19 protein-coding genes and 5 tRNA genes are annotated in these 18309 nt (G+C 61.7%); 8 read left to right on the forward strand and 16 right to left on the reverse strand.

Features of this window, described 5'->3' with window-relative positions:
- The first annotated feature begins 150 nt into the window (after nucleotides 1–150).
- On the forward strand, nucleotides 151–744 hold the full coding sequence (locus BLR26_RS22465) for a hypothetical protein (protein ID WP_176794287.1): 594 nt from the start codon (nucleotides 151–153) through the stop codon (nucleotides 742–744).
- On the opposite strand, the gene BLR26_RS22470 is transcribed toward BLR26_RS22465, so the two are convergent.
- Nucleotides 696–1586: a LysR substrate-binding domain-containing protein gene (locus tag BLR26_RS22470; RefSeq protein WP_093385675.1), complete on the reverse strand. Its 891-nt coding sequence runs from the start codon at nucleotides 1584–1586 to the stop codon at nucleotides 696–698. The genes BLR26_RS22465 and BLR26_RS22470 overlap by 49 nt on opposite strands.
- A gap of 117 nt (nucleotides 1587–1703) precedes the next feature.
- Between BLR26_RS22470 and BLR26_RS22475 the strand changes: the two genes are divergently transcribed.
- Nucleotides 1704–2330, forward strand: a complete 627-nt coding sequence (locus BLR26_RS22475; protein WP_093385680.1) for a glutathione S-transferase family protein — start codon at nucleotides 1704–1706, stop codon at nucleotides 2328–2330.
- A 21-nt stretch (nucleotides 2331–2351) separates the two neighbouring features.
- Nucleotides 2352–3374: an LLM class oxidoreductase gene (locus tag BLR26_RS22480; RefSeq protein ID WP_093385685.1), complete on the forward strand. Its 1023-nt coding sequence runs from the start codon at nucleotides 2352–2354 to the stop codon at nucleotides 3372–3374.
- 40 nt (nucleotides 3375–3414) lie between these two features.
- On the opposite strand, the gene BLR26_RS22485 is transcribed toward BLR26_RS22480, so the two are convergent.
- Both BLR26_RS22485 and BLR26_RS22490 read right to left on the reverse strand, forming a co-directional pair.
- Nucleotides 3415–3792: a cytochrome c gene (locus BLR26_RS22485; RefSeq protein WP_093385689.1), complete on the reverse strand. Its 378-nt coding sequence runs from the start codon at nucleotides 3790–3792 to the stop codon at nucleotides 3415–3417.
- Nucleotides 3793–3883: 91 nt separating this feature from the next.
- Nucleotides 3884–3960: transfer RNA gene (locus BLR26_RS22490), tRNA-Arg, on the reverse strand.
- A gap of 293 nt (nucleotides 3961–4253) precedes the next feature.
- Between BLR26_RS22490 and BLR26_RS22495 the strand changes: the two genes are divergently transcribed.
- Entirely contained in the window at nucleotides 4254–4451 is a 198-nt protein-coding gene (locus BLR26_RS22495; protein ID WP_093385694.1) for a hypothetical protein, read from the forward strand.
- Between the two features lie 3 nt (nucleotides 4452–4454).
- On the opposite strand, the gene phnN is transcribed toward BLR26_RS22495, so the two are convergent.
- Both phnN and BLR26_RS22505 read right to left on the reverse strand, forming a co-directional pair.
- Nucleotides 4455–5051, reverse strand: coding sequence for a phosphonate metabolism protein/1,5-bisphosphokinase (PRPP-forming) PhnN (phnN, locus tag BLR26_RS22500; RefSeq protein ID WP_093385699.1), 597 nt, complete (start codon nucleotides 5049–5051; stop codon nucleotides 4455–4457).
- Between the two features lie 36 nt (nucleotides 5052–5087).
- Complete coding sequence (locus tag BLR26_RS22505) at nucleotides 5088–5279, reverse strand: hypothetical protein (protein ID WP_082075482.1); 192 nt, start codon at nucleotides 5277–5279, stop codon at nucleotides 5088–5090.
- A 114-nt stretch (nucleotides 5280–5393) separates the two neighbouring features.
- Between BLR26_RS22505 and BLR26_RS22510 the strand changes: the two genes are divergently transcribed.
- The gene (locus BLR26_RS22510) at nucleotides 5394–5720 is read left to right on the forward strand and encodes an Arc family DNA-binding protein (protein ID WP_010226671.1); all 327 of its coding nucleotides are present in this window, start codon (nucleotides 5394–5396) and stop codon (nucleotides 5718–5720) included.
- Between the two features lie 59 nt (nucleotides 5721–5779).
- Here BLR26_RS22510 and BLR26_RS22515 read toward each other — a convergent pair whose 3' ends face one another.
- Genes BLR26_RS22515 through fepB form a run of 3 tightly spaced genes read right to left on the reverse strand, consistent with a single transcriptional unit; the run spans nucleotide 5780 to nucleotide 8775 of the window.
- Complete coding sequence (locus BLR26_RS22515; protein WP_093385704.1) at nucleotides 5780–6808, reverse strand: FecCD family ABC transporter permease; 1029 nt, start codon at nucleotides 6806–6808, stop codon at nucleotides 5780–5782.
- Complete coding sequence (locus tag BLR26_RS22520) at nucleotides 6805–7845, reverse strand: FecCD family ABC transporter permease (protein WP_249744367.1); 1041 nt, start codon at nucleotides 7843–7845, stop codon at nucleotides 6805–6807. The genes BLR26_RS22515 and BLR26_RS22520 overlap by 4 nt, the downstream gene beginning before the upstream one ends.
- Nucleotides 7846–7848: 3 nt before the next feature.
- Nucleotides 7849–8775 (reverse strand): Fe2+-enterobactin ABC transporter substrate-binding protein, encoded by a 927-nt coding sequence (fepB, locus tag BLR26_RS22525; RefSeq protein ID WP_045200185.1) that lies wholly within the window; start codon nucleotides 8773–8775, stop codon nucleotides 7849–7851.
- A gap of 157 nt (nucleotides 8776–8932) precedes the next feature.
- Between fepB and BLR26_RS22530 the strand changes: the two genes are divergently transcribed.
- Nucleotides 8933–9727 (forward strand): ABC transporter ATP-binding protein, encoded by a 795-nt coding sequence (locus BLR26_RS22530; protein ID WP_045200183.1) that lies wholly within the window; start codon nucleotides 8933–8935, stop codon nucleotides 9725–9727.
- On the opposite strand, the gene BLR26_RS22535 is transcribed toward BLR26_RS22530, so the two are convergent.
- Nucleotides 9715–10506 carry an IclR family transcriptional regulator gene (locus BLR26_RS22535; protein ID WP_093387648.1) on the reverse strand — a complete coding sequence of 264 codons (792 nt, stop codon included), beginning with the start codon at nucleotides 10504–10506 and terminating at the stop codon, nucleotides 9715–9717. The two genes, BLR26_RS22530 and BLR26_RS22535, sit on opposite strands and share 13 nt — an antisense overlap.
- A 182-nt stretch (nucleotides 10507–10688) precedes the next feature.
- Here BLR26_RS22535 and BLR26_RS22540 point away from each other — a divergent pair, with 182 nt between their 5' ends.
- Both BLR26_RS22540 and BLR26_RS22545 read left to right on the forward strand, forming a co-directional pair.
- Nucleotides 10689–12776: a TonB-dependent receptor gene (locus BLR26_RS22540; protein ID WP_093385709.1), complete on the forward strand. Its 2088-nt coding sequence runs from the start codon at nucleotides 10689–10691 to the stop codon at nucleotides 12774–12776.
- Nucleotides 12777–12809: 33 nt separating this feature from the next.
- Nucleotides 12810–14117, forward strand: coding sequence for an NtaA/DmoA family FMN-dependent monooxygenase (locus BLR26_RS22545; RefSeq protein WP_093385713.1), 1308 nt, complete (start codon nucleotides 12810–12812; stop codon nucleotides 14115–14117).
- 53 nt (nucleotides 14118–14170) lie between these two features.
- Here the strand turns inward: BLR26_RS22545 and mgtE are convergent, their stop codons facing one another.
- From mgtE to BLR26_RS22580, 7 genes are all read right to left on the reverse strand, one after another.
- The gene (mgtE, locus tag BLR26_RS22550; protein WP_045200179.1) at nucleotides 14171–15613 is read right to left on the reverse strand and encodes a magnesium transporter; all 1443 of its coding nucleotides are present in this window, start codon (nucleotides 15611–15613) and stop codon (nucleotides 14171–14173) included.
- A gap of 387 nt (nucleotides 15614–16000) precedes the next feature.
- A tRNA-Arg gene (locus BLR26_RS22555) sits at nucleotides 16001–16077 on the reverse strand.
- Nucleotides 16078–16153: 76 nt separating this feature from the next.
- Nucleotides 16154–16230, reverse strand: a tRNA-Arg gene (locus BLR26_RS22560).
- A gap of 77 nt (nucleotides 16231–16307) precedes the next feature.
- Nucleotides 16308–16384, reverse strand: a tRNA-Arg gene (locus BLR26_RS22565).
- Nucleotides 16385–16492: 108 nt separating this feature from the next.
- Nucleotides 16493–16583: transfer RNA gene (locus tag BLR26_RS22570), tRNA-Ser, on the reverse strand.
- A 72-nt stretch (nucleotides 16584–16655) separates the two neighbouring features.
- Nucleotides 16656–16844 (reverse strand): carbon storage regulator CsrA, encoded by a 189-nt coding sequence (gene csrA / locus BLR26_RS22575; RefSeq protein ID WP_010226667.1) that lies wholly within the window; start codon nucleotides 16842–16844, stop codon nucleotides 16656–16658.
- 185 nt (nucleotides 16845–17029) lie between these two features.
- A complete protein-coding gene (locus BLR26_RS22580) occupies nucleotides 17030–18265 on the reverse strand; it encodes an aspartate kinase (protein WP_010226665.1) in 1236 nt (411 codons plus the stop codon).
- Between the last annotated feature and the right edge of the window lie 44 nt (nucleotides 18266–18309).

Consider the following 18309-nt stretch of genomic DNA (forward strand, 5'->3'; position numbering starts at 1 on the left):
TACCTCTTCGGGGCAAAGCATGCGCCGATTCACCAGCCGCCGTACAGCGCCACCCCCTGAATATACTAGCGCGTAAGCCTGTCAGCAGAGCTGGCACAAGACTTGCCATCGATCGAAGGTCAACTTGCATCCATCAAGGAGAGTGATCAGGTGAGTAGCATCAATGCCCTCGGCGTCCACACGCCAGTCATCAACCCGACCCGTGGCGTGGCCGAAGCCGCCGCCGAACAGGCCCAGTTCCGCCCGCCGGTGCCAACCAGCAGTGCCAACCGCCAGCAGCAAAGCCAGGCCAACACCTCCCAGCAAAGTGCCGAAGACGCCCGCGAGGAAGCCTTCGCCAAGCTCAAGGTGCAACTGCAGAACCCCGACGTGGACATGCGCGAGCAAGCCACAATCAGCGCCAGCGAAACCGGCAAGAGCGCTGCCCAGCAATTTCGCGAGTACATGGCCCTGAGCCCGGCAGAGAAGATCAAGCTCAAGCTGCTCAATGAGCTGGGCATCAGCCAGGAAGAGTTCGAAGCCCTGCCGCCGGCGGAAAAGGACAAGATCGAGCGCAAGATTGCCGAGCAGATGAAAAAGCAGACCGAGCTTGAGTCGCTGGCCAGCCTGAACTCCGAACTGCAAGGCCCGGCGATGTCAGCCAAGCTGGTGGCCAACCTGACCGCCACCCAGGGCGGCAGCGATGACGCAAAGGATCAGGACCTGGCGTCAGCCTCGGCCCTGACCCAATCGGCGAAGGCCTGAACCTCGGGGCGCCGCAAGGCGTCCTGACGGCACACCAGGTAGTAGGCAAAACGCGCTGGCCAGGGTTTGTCGAGGGCCAGCTGCAGCTTGCCGCTGGCCAGGTCTTCAGCCGCGTGGGTGTCCTGCACCAGGGCGATGCCCTGGCCTGCAGCCGCGGCACGCAGTAACAGCAGGTCATCCTCGAAACTCGCACCGCGTGCTGCCCGCGGGTCCTCGGCAACGCCATGGGCCTGCAGCCAGAGCATCCAGTCGGCGCGATCGGCATCGTGCAACAACGGGTACTTCAGGCAATCGGCGGGCCGTTTTACGGCCGGCCCTTGGGCCAGCAACTGCGGGCTGGCCACCGGCAGCAAAACCGGCGCCATCAGGCGCACGGACTCAAGCCCCGGATACTGCCCCAGGCCATGGCGCAGGGCGACGTCAATGCGCTCGCGGTGAAAATCCACCAGCTTGGCCGAGGCCTCGACGCGCACTTCGATCTGCGGGTGCAAGGCGTTGAAGCGCCCTAAACGCGGCACCAGCCAGGAGGCGGCAAACGACGGTACGGTGCTGATGGTCAGAGCCTTGCCTGGCGCCAGTTGCTCCAGCAACGCCAGCGACGCCTCGATCTGATCGAATCCCCTGAGCAGCCCCGGGTACACCCGCGCACCGGCTTCGCTAAGGTGCACGCCATGGCGACCGCGCACGAACAGCACCACGCCCATGCGCTCCTCGAGCAGGCGCACCTGCTGGCTGACCGCCCCAGGCGTAACCCCCATGTGCGCCGCGGCGGCCTTGAGGCTGCCCAGCCGGGCCGCTTCAGTGAAGGCCCGCAATGCCAACAACGGTAGAACTGCGCCCATTTTCACCCTCTCCATGGTTTAGAAAAACTATCGTCAAAGCGCAGGATTGATCGTTTTTCAAGCAGCCCCGGCGCGCCTAGCATAGCCCGTCTCTGATCACTCCTGAAGAGAAAGCCCATGCCGCTAATTCTGTATAGCGATAGCTCACCTAATGGCTTCAAGATCACCATCGCCCTCGAAGAGCTGGGGCTGCCCTACACCCTCAAGCATGTACAGATCGACCATGGCGAGCATCGCCTGCCTGAGTTTCTCGCACTCAACCCTCATGGCCGCATTCCGGTGCTGGTTGATCCCGAGCGCGATATCACTCTGTTTGAGTCAGCGTCGATCCTTTTGTACCTGGCCGACAAGAGCGCACGCCTGCTGCCCGATTCCCCCCGTGAACGCTGGGCGGCCATCACCTGGTTGCAGTTTCACGCGGCGAGCATGGGGCCGATTTTGGGCCAGCGCGTGCATTTCGAACGGTTCGCCGAACAGCCCTGCCCCGAAGCCATCGCCCGCTACCGGCGCCTGAGCGAAGAGGTGTTCAGCACCCTCGACCAGCGCCTGACCGGCCGGCCCTGGCTGGCGGGCAGCAGTTACTCAATCGCCGACATTGCCACCTTCGGCTGGACCCATATCGCCCGGATCATCGACTTTGATTTCAGCCACTACCGACACCTGAGCGCCTGGCATGAACGCGTCAGTCAACGCCCTGCCGTGCAGCGCGGCATCCGCCTGCCCGCCCCCGCAACCGGCCCCTGAAGGACTAAAAGGAATTAATCGATGAACCCAACCCTGAACGGCGCCAGCGCCCACGCCTTCGCCCACCACCCTGGCTATCGACGCATGTTCGCCGCCGACCGCCTGACCCTGGGGATCTTCCTGCCGCTGCGCTTCTATCGCGGCGACATGGCCGTGCTCACTGGCCAGGCCGCGCTGGTCAGCGACATCGACCGCCTGGGCTTCGCCGGCGTCTGGGTGCGCGATGTGCCACTGTACGATCGGCACTTCGGCGATGCCGGCCAGCTGTTCGACCCCTTTGCCTACTTGAGCTACCTGGCCGCGCACACCCGGCGCATCGCCCTGGCCACGGGCAGCGCGATCTTCGCCTTGCGCCACCCGATCGACCTGGCCAAGGCCGCCTGCACCATCGACCAGCTGTCAGGCGGGCGCCTGGTGATGGGCATCGCTTCCGGGGATCGGCCGGTGGAGTTTCCCGCCTACGGTCTGGATCATGCCGAGCGCGGCGAACGCTTTGCCGAGGCCGTGAACTATTTCCGCCAACTGCTGCACAAGGGCGACCACCCGATTGAATCAACCCTCGGCCAAATGAGCGGCGCGCAACTGCTGCCCAAGCCCGTTGGCAGCGCCATCCCGCTGCTGGTCACCGGCAGCTCGCGCCAATCCATGCAGTGGCTGGGCGAACAGGCCGATGGCTGGCTGACCTTTCCTGATGCGACTGAAAACATCCTTGGCCCCCGGCGCCTGGCCGAGAAAATCCGCGCCTGGCGCGACTGCATTCCCGGCGGCGGCTTTCGCCCGCACGTGACCAACGAGTGGATCGATCTGGACGCCAACCCCGATTTTCCGCGCACGGCGATGCAGGGCGGCTACGTGCTGAGGACCGGGCGCAAGGGGCTGATTGATCTGCTCGGGGAATGGCAGGATGCGGGGGTCAATCATGCGGCACTGGGCATTCAGTTTTGCCAGCGCCCGGCGGCGGAGGTGATTCAGGAGCTGGCAGAAGAAGTGCTGCCGTCATTTGCATCCCATGAAGGACCGTTGCCGTTGCGCCAGGATTGGTAGATCCCAGGCCGCAGCTGTTGCTGCGGCCTGACACCAGGCATCATCGAGTGTTGCCAATCACCGCACTCATGTATTGATTCAAATCGCGAAAATCCTGAACTCGCCAAGCGTACGGCGCCACCTTCACACCATTTTCTCGTAATGTCCTGGGGATCAAGTCGCCGTTGGGGCGAAGTATTACCGATGAGACGATAACGCCCGGGTAGTCTTTCAAGCGTTTCTTGAATGCCGAGGTGGTCAGATCAGGGGTGGGCGGGTTGCTTTTGTTCGCCAAGAGCCCGGTCCCCTTGATGTCTGCCCCATGGCACATGGCGCATCGTTGCAAAAAGAGCTGTTTGCCATTGGCATTATCCGCCAAGGACGTGGATGCCTGAATCAACGATAGAATCCCGAGCGCAGCGATGATTAGTCTTTTCATTTTCAGGGCTTTATTGACTCTTCATGCAGCTGCGCCGTTGCCACAAAGAAACGCAGCAGTCAGAAGAATGGCCAGAGAGGCGAAAGTGAGATGGTGTCCCAGGGCAGGTTCGAACTGCCAACCTTCCCCTTAGGAGGGGGATGCTCTATCCAATTGAGCTACTGAGACACAGAGCCGGCAACGGGCGTCGCGCGGCAAGGACGGCGTGCATGTTAACCAGCAGGCCGGCATTTGTCATGTCATCCGTGGGGCTTTTTGCCTGTGGGTTTTTCAACGGATCGTGCAATCTGCAATGAGGCAGTCAGCCATCATTGCAGATTGCACGCAAAAGCGCACAAAAAACCAGCTTAACCATCTGATTTTAAAGGGTAAATCACGATAAAGAGGCTGGCATGCAGTGTGCATTGTCTAGTTCATGACACGTGGCTCGGGGCCCAGCCCCGCCTTTGCGGAGTATGTCCATGAACAGCACCCTGTTTCTGCTCAATGCCCTGGCCCTGGCCGCCCTGGTTAGCCTGGTCGTGCAACCCGACAGCATCGCCACTGCGGCACAAGCCCATGCGGCACCGGCGATGAAAGCGCAACTGGCCGTGTTCGGCGCACAGGCTGCGCAAGTGCAAAGCGCACCGCTTGCAAGCAGCGAACGGCTGGCGTTCTAGGCTTCAACCCAGGCCAGGCACACCCTGTTCGCGCAACAGCCCAAGCAAGCGCTGCACCGCCTCGTCCAGCGAGCTGGAGTTGTCCAGCACTTGCACCTCGCCTTCTTCTACCCTCACCTGCTGCGCCCGCGCCAGGCGCTGTTCGATGTCTTGCGCAGTTTCCCGGCCGCGATCCAGCAGGCGCTGGCGCAGTACGTGATGGTCGACCCGCAGCAGCACCGGCAACAGGTCGGGATAGCGTTCACGCGCCTGCTGCAGATGCGCGCGCGAGCCATTGACCAAAACCGCGTGCCCTGCAGCCAGCCAGTCATCGATTTGCACCGGTATGCCATAGGCCAGGCCATTGGCCTGCCACTGCAGGGCAAAGGCGCCCTCGGCGCTCAGGCGCTGGAACTCTTCGAGGGAAACACCGACGGCGTCTTCACCCTTGGCCTCGGCCGAGCGGGTGATCACCCGCCGGGCGATGTGCACGTTCAGGCGCTGCAATTCAGCGCGCGCTGCATCGATAAGGGAATCTTTTCCGGCCCCCGAGGGTCCCATCAGGTACACCAGGCGACCCGGGTTCGCTGTACGCCGCGTCGCGCTTGCGTCATGCTGCATAGCCACTATGCTCAATGGTAGGAAAGCACGCGCATTCTAGACGCTTTCCATGGCCTTTTCTGCCTGATGCATGGCGTTGTCGACGAAGGTCTGCAGGCGCGGAAAAAGAGAAAATGAAAACTTTTCAAACCAGTACTCATTTCTGATAATTGGTACTGGCAAAACGCCTTTATCCGGTTCAATATTTGTCACAGAATTGACGCCAAGGAACCGGCGATAATGAGGCATGATTCACGCCTCATTCACAATTCAGGTTGAACATTTTGACGCCGGGATGGTCGTAGTGACATCGTGCGGCCAATTTCGAGAACCGCTTCCCCCTGAACTAAACCGGTCAATTATATGCGCCCAATGAAACAGGCTATTTACTCAAGCCGCACCGCTGACAAATTCGTCGTCCGCCTCCCCGACGGAATGCGTGAGCGCATTGCCGAGGTAGCGCGCAACCACCACCGCAGCATGAACTCGGAAATCATCGCTCGCCTGGAGCAGAGCCTTATTCAGGAAGGTGCGCTGGGTGAAGAACTGAGCATGCGTCTGGACAGCCCGGAACTGTCCCTGCACGAACGCGAACTGCTGCAACGTTTCCGCCAGCTTTCCCATCGCCAGCAAAACGCGCTGGTGTCGTTGATTGCCCATGACGCCGAGATGGCAGCTGACGCTTCCTGATTGCGTGGCTCAATCACTCAAGGCCAATGCCCGTGCATTGGCCTTTTTTATTGCCTGGCTCAAACCCGCCTGCTGCGCGACAACAACCACAGCAGATAGAAACCACCGAGCAAACCCGTGGTCAGGCCAATGGGCAGGTTGAGATTGAAGGCCAGGCGCTGACTGATCAGGTCGGCCACCAGCAACAACACCGCGCCCATCAACGCGCCAGACAACAGCGGCACTTCTGGTGCAGCGGTCAGACGCCTGGCCAGTTGCGGGGCAGCCAGGGCGACAAAGGCGATGGGGCCCGCTGCCGCCGTGGCAATCGCGGTCAAGCCCACAGCCGCCAATACCATGATCAGCCGCGTACGCTGCGGGGCAATGCCGAGCTGACTGGCGCTGTCATCGCCCATTTCCAACAGGTCGATGTGTCGCGCATGGCCAATCACCACGGGCACGATGGCGATGAAACCCAGTGCTGCTGGCAGCACGTGAGACCAGGTCCGGGTGTTGAGCGAGCCGGCCAGCCAGATTTGCGCCGACATCGCCCGGTCAAGGTCGCCCATCACCAGCAGTACGGTGTTGAGCCCCGAGAGCATCGCCCCCACGCCAATCCCCACCAGCACCAGGCGATAGCCACCAGTGCTGCGCCCGCGCATCGACAGCACGAACACCAGCAAGGCGGTGCCCACCCCCGCCAGCACCGCCGCCAGCGAGGTACCCAGGGGGCCGGCATCAAACAGGATGATCTGCACGATGGCACCGCTGGCAGCGCCGGTGGTAAAGCCGATGATATCCGGTGAGCCGAGGGCGTTGCGCGAGATCGACTGGAAAATTGAACCGGCCATGCCCAGCGCGCCGCCGACCAGCAGCGCCGTCAGTACCCGCGGCAAGCGAACCCGTTGAACGATCCGCTCGGCGGTCGGGTTGCCACCACCTGCGAACAGGCTGTCAAACACCTGACCTGGTGTCAGCGACAACGAACCTACGCCCAGCAACATGATCGCCAGCCCTGCTGCCAGTAGCGCCAACAGCGCACACACCACCGCAACCCGAGGCCGCCAACGCAACGAGTAATTGCCCAGGCGCAGCACCGCACCCGTCATGACCGACTCATCCGGAACCTGCGCACGATGACGATGAAGAACGGCCCGCCGATCAACAGGGCAATGATCCCGGCCGCGACTTCCGCTGGCGCCGCCACGACCCTACCGATCACATCGGCGCCCAGCAGCAGGATCGCCGCCAACAACCCGGCATACGGCAGGATCCAGCGGTAATCAGGCCCCACCAGCCGCCGGGCCAGGTGCGGCGCGAGCAGGCCGACGAAACCAATCGGCCCGGCCGCCGCTGTTGCTGCCCCGGCCAGCAACATCACTGCCAGGCACGCGAGCAGCCAGGTGGCGCGAAGATTGACGCCGAGCGCCTGGCCAAGATCCGCGCCCAGGGCCATGGCATTGAGGTTGCCGACCATGGCGATGGCCAGCGCCAGCCCGACTGCAACGACCACCGCCAGCACGCCAAGGGTCTGCAAGCCGCTGCCTTCGACCGAGCCTGCCGACCATTTGCGAAAACTGTCGAATACCTCAAGGGGAGCATTGAGCAGGATGATGCCAGTGATCGACACCAGCATCACCGACAAGCCTGCCCCAGCCAGCACCAGGCGCACCGGATTGGTCCCGGTTTCGTGGGCCTGGCCCAGGACGAACACGGCAACCCCGGCCAGCCCGGCGCCGGCAAAGGCAAAGCCGACATACTCGACAATGCTCACCAGCTTGAACAGGGTGACAGCGATGATCACTGCCAGCGCCGCACCGGCGTTGATGCCCAGCAGCCCGGGTTCGGCCAGCGGGTTACGCGTCAGCGCCTGCATCAGCGCCCCGGCCACGCCCAGGGCCAGGCCTGCGAGAATCGCCACCAGAGTGCGCGGAACACGCAGTTCGCGAATCACCAGATGCTGATTGTTCTGTGGGTCATACGCCCAGAAGGCATCGGCGATTTCGCCAAGAGCGATGCTGCGCGAACCGATCAGCAAGCTGCAGGCGGCGACCAGCGCAAGCACGCCCAGGCCGCACAGCAGCCCCGATGAGCGCATGCGCCGTTGGCGATTGAAAACCATGGCGGGCAACACGGCAGTCGCCATGACTCAGCGCAGGTGCCGGGCGACGGTATCGATCATCTGCCGGCCAGAGTAGTAGTCGATACGAAACGAAGTCGGGCCCAGCGCGTAGACCTTTTTCTGCACCACCGCCGGCAGGTTGGCCAGCAGCGGGTCGGCAACAAACGCCTGTACATCGGCATCGGTGCCACCCAGCAGGAACACGCTTTCACCGGTGATCGCAGCCGAAAGGTTTTCGCGGGAAATGAACTCGAAGTCGACGGCGCGAGTGACCTCACCGCTCATGGCCGGCGGCAGGCTCGCGACCTTGATCCCCAGCGCGGTGAACAAGCGGGCCTGCGGGCTGGAAGCACGGCCAACAGAATAACTGCCACCAATGTTGTAGCCGACGATACTCACCCCGCCCACGGGCGCTTTGATCGTGGCAGCGGCGCGTGCGGTGTAGTCGTCAAAATCCTTGATCGCCGCCGCTGCCTGCGCCTGCAGCCCCGCCGCCTGACCAAGGCGGGTAGCGATCTGTTGCCAGCTCTGGTTCGAATAATTGACCACGACGGTGGCGATGCCCTGGGCCTCAAGCTCGGCCTGGTGCTGGACGACGCTATCGGCGCCAGTGGCAACCAGTACCAGCAGGTCGGGATTGACGCCGATCACCGACTCGATATCGAACACCAGGTTGGGGTACAGCACCTCGACTTTGCGCTGATCCGCAACCGCCGCCCACTGGCTGAAAAAGCCCTTGCTGTCGGTCATCCGGCTCGGCGTGGTGGCCGCGCTGGCAACCAGTGGCGCCTCCATGGCCAGCAAGATGCCGGTGACACTCGGCGAAGTCGAAGCAATGCGCAGCGGTTTGGCGGGCTCGCTGGCGGCGCTTGCCGGGCTCGGCCCAACGGCGCTGCAGGCAAGCAGGATCAGCGCCGCAACAGCAAGCATTGGCGCGAAGGTGAGCTTTTTCATCGGCAATCGGTCTTTTGCTACAAGGGCGGCAGGAAGGGTTCGAGAACGGGCACAGGCTCGTCTAAACGTGGATGCGATGCAATCGCATTCCATATTGCAGAATTAATTCTGCACATGCAATACTCGCCGCCGAGCTGCCAGCAAGGAAAGGCTACCCATGACGCATCGCCTGCATGCTGACGCCGTGACGCTGCGTTACGATCAGCGCACCATCTCCAGCGACCTCTCCATCGCCATTCCCGACGGCTCTTTCACGGTGATCGTCGGGCCCAATGCCTGCGGAAAATCCACTCTGCTTCGAGCCTTGTCGCGGCTGCTGGCCCCAGCCCATGGTCGTGTGGTGCTCGACGGCAAAAGCATCACCGCGCTTGCGGCCAAAGAGGTTGCCCGGCGCCTCGGCCTGCTGCCGCAAAGCGCCACGGCCCCGGAAGGCATCACGGTCGCCGACCTGGTGGCTCGCGGGCGCTTCCCCCATCAGTCGTTCTTGCGCCAATGGTCGCCAGCCGATGAGCAGGCGGTCAACGCCGCCATGGCCGCCACCCAGGTCAGCGCGCTGGCCGAGCGGGCGCTGGACGAGCTGTCCGGTGGCCAGCGCCAGCGGGTCTGGATTGCCATGGTGCTGGCGCAGGAAACACCGATCCTGCTGCTCGATGAACCGACCACCTTTCTCGACATCGCCCACCAGATCGAATTGCTCGAACTGCTCAGCGATCTCAATCGCCAGGGCCGAACCATCGTGGCGGTGCTGCACGATCTTAACCAGGCCTGCCGCTATGCCACGCACCTGATCGCCATGCGCGATGGCGCGGTGCTGGCCGAGGGCGCGCCCGGGGCGATTTTCACCGAGGCGCTGGTGCAAGAGGTATTCGGCCTGCCGGCGGTGATCATTGCTGACCCCGTCAGCGGCACGCCGCTGGTGGTGCCCAAGGGTCGCCAGGCTCAACCGCGCTGATCGAAAATCCGCCCGCCGGTGGCCTGGTTGACCAGGCCGGCTTCGCGGTGCAGGGCGTCGCGATCCTCTGCTGACTTGAGCTGGCCAAGGTCAGTGACCGTGGTCATTACGCAGGCGATTTCCTGCTGCGCATCGAACACCGGCGCCGCCTGGCCGGTGACGTTCGAGAGCAGATGGCTGGTCAGCTCGGCCCAACGGCCATTACGCACCTGATCGAGCAGCGCCTTGTTAGGCGGCGTGCCACGAAAATGCGCGGGCTGCTGCTTGCGCGCGGCATCGATCACAGCTTTGGGCAGGAAGGCCTGGAACACCAGGCCGCACGCGGTGTTGTCGATCGGCAGGATGTCGCCCAGGGCCAGCGGGTTGATCGAGAAGTAGGCGCTGCGGTACCAGCGCACCAGGGTCGGGCCGCGGTCGGTCCAGATCGCCACCCCGCCGCTGGCGGCATGCTGTTGGGCCAGGGTCTTCATGTGCTGGGCGGCAATATCCACCGCATCGACGCGCTTCAAGGCGCTGATGCCGATGTTCAGCGCTGCCGGCCCCAGGTCGTAGAGGCCGCTGGCCGGGTCCTGCTTGGCCAGGCCTTCCTTGACCAGGCTCTGCAGGTATCGATGGGCGGTCGAGCCACCGGTCGCGGTGCGCCTGGCAACCTCCCCCAGCGCCAACTCACTCTCGGCATTGGCCAGTACCTGGAGAAAACGCACCGCAATCGACACCGACTGAATAGTGCCGGAGCGCTTTTCCGGGGCTGCTTGCGCCTCTTCGTCCAGGGCGGTCATCTCGTTGCTCAATTCTTCGCTCTCCTCGCCGGCGCGCACGGTCGCGCTTGTTGGCGGCCATGATACCGATTCCCTGAACCCGCACCTATTGCCATTTTGTGGAATGAATTCTTTATTGAGGAACGCAATAGCACCGTGCTACCCTCGAACGGGAAAGAGGATCATTCTCATTTGGGGGCATCTTGAAGGCACATCCACATCGCACACTGCGCCAAGGCTTTAGTGTGTTCACACTCTCGACATTGCTGGCTTCGCCCTACGCATTCGGGCAACCCGAGGTTAATGGCGGCAAGCCAGGCATTGTTTTCGAGCCGATCATCGTCACCGGTGAAAAGCTCGAACGCGAACTCAAGGACACCGCCTCCTCCGTGTCGATCAAGACCGCCAAGGAGATCGACAAGGAAAAGACCGGCAGCGCCTCGGTGGCCGAAGTACTCAATGATGTGCCCAACGTGATCTACACCGACTCGGTCGGCGCGCCGATCATCCGCGGCCAGGACACCCAGGGCCCGAACAACGGCCAGAACGTGTTCTGGGGCGGCACCGTGCCACGGGCGACAATCAACCTTGACGGCCATTACCTGAATTACAACGAGATGTTCTTCGGCGCCACCTCGGTCTGGGATATCGACAGCATCGAAGTGTTCCGCGGCCCGCAGACCACCTCGCAAGGGGCCAACGCGATTGCCGGTGCGATCATCGTCAACACCAAGGATCCGACCTTCACTCCCGAAGCTGCCTACCAGACCGAGGTCGGCAGTTATGACGCCAAGCGCAGCTCGGTGGCTGTTTCCGGCCCGTTGATGGGCAACGAACTGGCCGGCCGCCTGGCGGTGGACTACTCGGCTCGCGACACTTTCATCGATTACGACAACCCGAAGTTCCAGCGCGGCAAGGCCGACCAGAACTTCCGCGCCGTCACCGCCCGGGCCAAGCTGCTGTGGGTGCCCGAGTCGCTGCCGGGCCTTGAGGCCAAGTACACCTTCGCGCACAACGACAGCAACCGTCCGAGCCAGGAGGCCGCCTCGGCGCCCTTGCACAAGCTCGACCACGACACCACCACCATGCCCAGCTGGGAGCAGGACACCAACACCAGCGTGGTGGATGTCAGCTACGACTTCGACAACGGCATCAAACTGTTCAACCAGGCGCAATACTCGCTGTCCAACGTGCAGCGGTTCACCGGCATCGCCGGCGAAGGCGACGCCGATATCAAGCAGAAAAACGCCTCCAACGAATCGCGCATCACCTTCGGCGACGCCCTGGATACCCTAAGCGGCATGGGTGGCATCTACTACGCCCACACCAAGACCGACGAAACCCTGAACCTGCGCGGGCTCTCGGCCTTCGATGACACCAAGGAGAACCTCGGCATCTTCGGCGAACTCAGCTACCGCCTGAGTGAGCGCTGGACCCTGAGCACCGGCCTGCGCTTTCAGCAGGATCACATCGAGCGTCAGGGCAATTCGGTGCTGGCACCGACGGCACTGGACTACGAGAAAACCTTCTCCGCCCTGCTGCCCAAGGTCTCGCTGGCTTACGCAGCGACGCCGGACTGGACCGTCGGCGCCCTGGTCAGCCGCGGTTACAATCCCGGTGGCGTGTCGCTCAATCTGACCACCCGGCAATGGGCGTACTTCAAGGAAGAGTCGATCTGGAACTATGAGCTGTTCAGCCGCGCCAACCTGCTCGACGACCGCCTGATCCTCAGCAGCAACCTGTTCTATATGGACTTCAAGGACGCTCAGTACAACATCCCAGTGGTGATTTCCCCGGGTGTCGCCCAGTCCTACACCATCAACGCCGAAAAGGCCCACGCCTATGGCCTGGAGCTGAGCGCCGACTACCGTGTGCTCGACAACCTGACCCTCAAGGCCAGTGCCGGCGCCTTGCGTACACGCATCGACAAGATCTCCAGCAACGCCGACTACCAGGCCAACGAGTTTGCCCGCTCCCCCGGTTACACCCTGAGCGTTGGCCCGAGCTGGGACATCACCGACAAACTCAACCTCAACGTCCAGGTCCGTCACCTGGATGGCTATTACTCCGACACCGCCAACACCTCGTCCTACTCGGTGAAGCCCTACACCCTCACCGATGCGCGGATGAGTTATCAGTTCAACAAGCAGGTGCAGCTGTATGGCTACGTCAAGAACGTGTTCGACGACCGCTCGCCCACCTATATGCAGCAGAACCGTGGCATCGGCGGGACCGAGGCGAGCATGACCCTGCCGCGCATGGTCGGCGTCGGCGTCAAGGGCGCGTTCTGAGCCCATCAAAAGACCACAAGGAGAATTGCAAGGATGAGTACCCCCAAGCGCCTGCACATTGGCCTGTCACTGGCACCGACCTGGTTGAGCGGCGATGGCTGGCGGCGCGAGAACAGCAACATAGAAGGTATTTTCACCGCCGAGTTTGCGATTGATCTGGCCAAGCGCGCAGAAGCTGCACACCTGGACTTTGTCTTTCGCCCCGATGTTCATGCTTTGGTGCCGGAGATGCTCGAAAGCGGCTCGGGCTTCGCCAGCCTCGACCCGAGCATCCTGCTCGCCGCAGTTGCCCAGCACACCTCGAAGATCGGCCTGGTTTCGACCGTATCGACCACCTTCCTGCCGCCCTATGTAGTCGCCCGCCAGTTGCAGTCTTTGAACTGGATCAGCAAGGGCCGGGTCGGCTGGAACATCGTCACCGCGCTGCAAGGCCACGAGAATTTCGGCCTGACGGCAATGCCCAGTGCCGATGAGCGTTACCAGCGGGCTGCGGAGTTCACCCGGGTGGTTCATCAGCTGTGGGACAGCTTCCCCAGCGACGCCCTGAAACTGGATCGCAGCACGGGCCGTTACGCCGACGCCTCACAGGTTCGCCCGATCGACCACGACGGCGCTCACCTGAAGGTCAAGGGCCCACTCAACCTGCCGGTGTACGCCAACACCCGAATCCCGCTGGTGCAAGCCGGCGCATCCGATTCGGGCCGTGACTTTGCCGCGTCGGTGGCCGACCTGGTATTCGCCCCCACGCCGGATATCGACGCTGCGCTCGAGCTGCGTCACGACCTGTCCCGCCGCGCTGAAAAACACGGCCGCGATCCGGCCGACATTCGCCTGCTGCCCGGCCTGAGCCTGTACCTGGCCGAGACCCGCGAACAGGCCCGCGAGCTGTTCATGTGCACCCACGCGCGCATCGACAAGCCGCGCAAGTTTGCCTCGATCAAGGAGATGACCGGGCTCGACCTCAACCAATGGCCAGAAGACCGCCCGATCACCGCCGCTGACCTGCCTGCGCCCGTGAGCAATCCTGGCAGCCGTACCCACACCAACCTGCTGCGACGCCTGATCGAACGTGAATCGCTGCGGGTCAGTGAGTTACTGTTGCGCCCAGAGGTGATCTCGGCTGCACACTGGCAGGTGATCGGTACGGTGGACGATGCCGTCGAGAGTATTGTCGAATGGGCTGCATCCGGTGCCATCGATGGCTTCATCGCGGCGCCCGGTGGCTCGCTGGAATCGGTGCACCTGTTCCTTGAACAGGTGATGCCACGCCTGGTGCAGGCCGGGTTGTTCCGCGAGTGCTACAGCGGCTCGACCTTTATCGAGCACCTCACCGAGCAATAAACGCCAGGCAAAAAAACACCCCTCGCGAGGGGTGTTTTTTGTCGGATGCTCAATCAGAGCAGGAAGATGGTGGCAAGGCCCAGGAAGATGAAGAAGCCACCACTGTCGGTCACCGCCGTGATCATCACGCTGGAGCCCATCGCCGGATCGCGGCCCAGGCGCACCAGGGTCATCGGGATCAACACCCCCATCAGCGCCGCCAGCAACAAGTTGAGGGTCATGGCGCCGGTCATGACCACGCCGAGCGACCAGCTGTCATACAGCAAGTAGGCAACCACACCAATCACTCCGCCCCAGATCAGGCCGTTGATCAGCGACACTGCCAGCTCCTTGCGCATCAACCGCGAGGTGTTGCCGGGGCTGACCTGGTCGAGGGCCATGGCGCGCACGATCATGGTGATGGTCTGGTTGCCGGAGTTGCCGCCGATACCGGCAACGATCGGCATCAGCGCCGCCAGTGCCACCAGTTTTTCGATCGAGCCTTCGAACAGGCCGATCACCCGCGAGGCGACGAAGGCAGTGATCAGATTGATTGCCAGCCACGCCCAGCGGTTGCGCAGCGAGCGCCAGACCGAGGCGAAGATGTCTTCTTCTTCGCGCAGACCGGCCATGCTCAGCACTTCGCTTTCGCTTTCTTCACGAATCAGGTCGACCATTTCATCGATGGTCAGACGGCCGATCAGGCGATCGCTCTTGTCCACCACCGGCGCGGAAATCAAGTCGTAACGCTCGAACGCCTGAGCGGCATCGTAGGCGTCTTCATCCGGGTGGAAGCTCACCGGATCGCTGGCCATGACCTCGGCGACTTTCTTCTCCGGGTCGTTGACCAGCAAGCGCTTGATCGGCAGCACGCCCTTGAGGATGCCGTCGTAATCGACCACGAACAGTTTGTCGGTGTGGCCTGGCAGCTCCTTGAGCCGGCGCAGGTAGCGCAATACCACTTCGAGGCTGACGTCTTCGCGGATGGTGACCATCTCGAAGTCCATCAATGCACCGACCTGGTCCTCGTCGTAGCTCAGGGCCGAACGCACGCGTTCGCGCTGCTGGGCATCGAGGCTTTCCATCAGCTCGTGGACAACGTCACGGGGCAGCTCGGGCGCCAGGTCAGCCAGTTCGTCGGCGTCCATTTCCTTGGCAGCGGCGAGCAGCTCGTGATCGTCCATGTCGGCGATCAGGGTCTCGCGGACCGAGTCGGACACTTCGAGGAGGATGTCACCGTCGCGCTCGGCCTTGACCAGTTGCCAGACGGTCAGACGATCGTCCAGCGGCAAGGCTTCGAGAATGTAGGCAACGTCGGCGGAGTGCAGGTCGTCGAGCTTGCGTTGCAGCTCGACCAGGTTCTGGCGGTGAACGAGGTTTTCTACCAGGTCATGGTGATGACCTTCCTGACGGTGGGTCAGGTCTTCGACCACGCGTTGACGCTGCAGCAGTTCGACCACCTGGGCCAGGCGATCCTGCAGGCTTTCTTGCGTCTTTTTTACTTCTACTTCAGTCATAGGCGAACTCCACTCCCAGCAGCGGAGCACGCCGGGAGATCAATCAGTCAATTCTTGATTGGCAAAACTTGCTATTGAGTAACTACTGGGTAAGTCCATGGTGGTATTCCACAAGCCCCGGCGGGGCTGACGGGCGCAATCATACACCGCTTGAGCTGTCAGGGTGCTGAAAAAATCGCGGCTAGAACAATCGTTTGCGAGACATACTTGTGACAACGTATGCAGGCAACAGTGCGACGGCGGTAGCGCGAAAAAAAACACATCGGGATCGGCATAAAATAGCGCGGGGCTGGCACGGCAACGATGACAGTCTATTCATCACGCCTTACCGGAAGATGAATGCCGGAAAGCAAAAAGCCCGCCTTGATAGGCGGGCTTTCTGTTGTATGGTGCACTCAGGAGGATTCGAACCTCCGACCGCTCGGTTCGTAGCCGAGTACTCTATCCAGCTGAGCTATGAGTGCAGATTGGCGCTTGATGGACCAGATCACCTCTGGTTACAGCTAAAGCAACTTTCAAACTGAAAACTGCTTCGGTGTATGGTGCACTCAGGAGGATTCGAACCTCCGACCGCTCGGTTCGTAGCCGAGTACTCTATCCAGCTGAGCTATGAGTGCAGGGTTGGCGCTTGATGGACCAGATCACCTCTGGTTGCAGCTGAAGCAGCATTCAAGTTGAAAACCGCTTCGTCGTATGGTGCACTCAGGAGGATTCGAACCTCCGACCGCTCGGTTCGTAGCCGAGTACTCTATCCAGCTGAGCTATGAGTGCATTTGTTACCGCGCATTATAGGCCGCTAAATCATTTTGCCAACCACTTTTTCGTTTAATTTCAACGACTTAGGCGATTCAGGCAGATTACAGCGTCCTACATGAATAATGGCGGAGAAGGGGGGATTCGAACCCCCGATACCCTTGTGAGGTATACTCCCTTAGCAGGGGAGCGCCTTCGGCCACTCGGCCACCTCTCCGCAACACGGGGCGTATAATAACCAGACCCTTCCCCGTTTGCAAACTCTTTTTTGAAAAAAACTCGATAAAAATTAATGGGTTGGTTCTTCGTCCTTCTCTTTCTTGATCCGCAGGTAGATTTCCTCACGGTGGACGGCCACTTCTTTAGGGGCGTTGACCCCTATCCGCACTTGGTTTCCTTTGACGCCGAGCACGGTCACGGTGATTTCGCCGTCGCCAATGATCAGGCTCTCGGCGCACCGACGAGTCAGAATCAACATAGCTTTCTCCTCACGCAATTCAGTTCAGGGATAACAGTCTGCAAAAAAAAGGGCTTCAGCCTACAACCCGTGACGGCTGCTGACCTACGCCTAAGTATTGACTAGCGCGAGCAAAAGCACAGATTTCTCACGCCAGCCAGAAACACGAAGGGCGCGGCATGGCCGCGCCCCCAGAGGCAGCCGCCTTACTCGCCCTGTCGGGCAGGGGCGTCCAGCTCGAAGGCGGTGTGCAGGGCGCGCACTGCCAGCTCCAGGTACTTCTCTTCTATTACCACCGAGACCTTGATCTCGGAGGTGGAGATCATCTGGATGTTGATGCTCTCCTTGGCCAGCGCTTCGAACATGCGGCTGGCAACACCGGCGTGGGAACGCATGCCGACGCCGACGATCGAGACCTTGGCGATGTTGGTGTCACCTACCACTTCGCGAGCGTTGAGCTCGGCGGCGGTCTTGTCCAGGACCTTGTGGGCCTTGTCGTAGTCGTTGCGATGCACGGTGAAGGTGAAGTCGGTGGTGTTATCGTGCGAAACGTTCTGCACGATCATGTCGACTTCGATGTTCGCGGCACTGATAGGGCCGAGGATCTTGAAAGCAACGCCCGGGGTATCCGGTACGCCACGGATGGTCAGCTTGGCTTCATCGCGATTGAAGGCGATGCCGGAAATGATCGGCTGTTCCATGGATTCCTCTTCATCAATGGTAATGAGGGTACCCGGACCCTCCTGGAAGCTGTGCAGCACGCGCAGCGGGACGTTGTACTTGCCGGCGAACTCGACGGCGCGGATCTGCAGCACCTTGGAACCGAGGCTGGCCATTTCCAGCATCTCTTCGAAGGTGATCTTGTCCAGGCGCTGGGCCTGGGCCACCACGCGCGGGTCGGTGGTGTAGACACCATCGACATCGGTGTAGATCTGGCACTCGTCCGCCTTGAGCGCTGCCGCCAGGGCCACGCCGGTGGTGTCGGAGCCACCGCGACCGAGGGTGGTGATGTTGCCGTGCTCGTCGACCCCCTGGAAACCTGCAACCACCACCACGCGGCCGGCCTTGAGGTCGCCACGAATCTTCTGGTCGTCAATCTGCAGGATGCGCGCCTTGTTGTGCGCGCTGTCGGTGAGGATCCGCACCTGGTTACCGGTGTAGGACACCGCCGGAATACCACGTTTGATCAGGGCCATGGCCAGCAAGGCGATAGTCACCTGCTCGCCAGTGGAGACGATCACATCCAGTTCACGCGGAACCGGCTGATCGCTGATCTTCTTGGCCAGGTCGATCAGGCGATTGGTTTCGCCGCTCATCGCCGACAGTACTACCACCAGGTCATCGCCGGCTTCGCGGAACTTCTTGACCTTGTCGGCAACCTGCTCGATTCGCTCGACTGTGCCGACCGAGGTACCGCCAAATTTCTGTACGATCAACGCCATTTCAAAGCCGCCTCAGCCCATGAAGGGCACCCAATAAACATTCA

The organism is Pseudomonas sp. UC 17F4, from assembly GCF_900101695.1.
Classification (GTDB): Bacteria; Pseudomonadota; Gammaproteobacteria; order Pseudomonadales; family Pseudomonadaceae; genus Aquipseudomonas.

What these genes read in the sequence shown, in the direction of transcription:
- BLR26_RS22470 (WP_093385675.1), bottom strand. Translation starts at nt 1,586, where the DNA reads ATGGGCGCAGTTCTACCGTTGTTGGCATTGCGGGCCTTCACTGAAGCG.
- BLR26_RS22475 (WP_093385680.1), top strand. Translation starts at nt 1,704, where the DNA reads ATGCCGCTAATTCTGTATAGCGATAGCTCACCTAATGGCTTCAAGATC.
- BLR26_RS22480 (WP_093385685.1), top strand. Translation starts at nt 2,352, where the DNA reads ATGAACCCAACCCTGAACGGCGCCAGCGCCCACGCCTTCGCCCACCAC.
- BLR26_RS22485 (WP_093385689.1), bottom strand. Translation starts at nt 3,792, where the DNA reads ATGAAAAGACTAATCATCGCTGCGCTCGGGATTCTATCGTTGATTCAG.
- BLR26_RS22495 (WP_093385694.1), top strand. Translation starts at nt 4,254, where the DNA reads ATGAACAGCACCCTGTTTCTGCTCAATGCCCTGGCCCTGGCCGCCCTG.
- phnN (WP_093385699.1), bottom strand. Translation starts at nt 5,051, where the DNA reads ATGCAGCATGACGCAAGCGCGACGCGGCGTACAGCGAACCCGGGTCGC.
- BLR26_RS22505 (WP_082075482.1), bottom strand. Translation starts at nt 5,279, where the DNA reads ATGCCTCATTATCGCCGGTTCCTTGGCGTCAATTCTGTGACAAATATT.
- BLR26_RS22510 (WP_010226671.1), top strand. Translation starts at nt 5,394, where the DNA reads ATGCGCCCAATGAAACAGGCTATTTACTCAAGCCGCACCGCTGACAAA.
- BLR26_RS22515 (WP_093385704.1), bottom strand. Translation starts at nt 6,808, where the DNA reads ATGACGGGTGCGGTGCTGCGCCTGGGCAATTACTCGTTGCGTTGGCGG.
- BLR26_RS22520 (WP_249744367.1), bottom strand. Translation starts at nt 7,845, where the DNA reads ATGGCGACTGCCGTGTTGCCCGCCATGGTTTTCAATCGCCAACGGCGC.
- fepB (WP_045200185.1), bottom strand. Translation starts at nt 8,775, where the DNA reads ATGAAAAAGCTCACCTTCGCGCCAATGCTTGCTGTTGCGGCGCTGATC.
- BLR26_RS22530 (WP_045200183.1), top strand. Translation starts at nt 8,933, where the DNA reads ATGACGCATCGCCTGCATGCTGACGCCGTGACGCTGCGTTACGATCAG.
- BLR26_RS22535 (WP_093387648.1), bottom strand. Translation starts at nt 10,506, where the DNA reads ATGACCGCCCTGGACGAAGAGGCGCAAGCAGCCCCGGAAAAGCGCTCC.
- BLR26_RS22545 (WP_093385713.1), top strand. Translation starts at nt 12,810, where the DNA reads ATGAGTACCCCCAAGCGCCTGCACATTGGCCTGTCACTGGCACCGACC.
- mgtE (WP_045200179.1), bottom strand. Translation starts at nt 15,613, where the DNA reads ATGACTGAAGTAGAAGTAAAAAAGACGCAAGAAAGCCTGCAGGATCGC.
- csrA (WP_010226667.1), bottom strand. Translation starts at nt 16,844, where the DNA reads ATGTTGATTCTGACTCGTCGGTGCGCCGAGAGCCTGATCATTGGCGAC.
- BLR26_RS22580 (WP_010226665.1), bottom strand. Translation starts at nt 18,265, where the DNA reads ATGGCGTTGATCGTACAGAAATTTGGCGGTACCTCGGTCGGCACAGTC.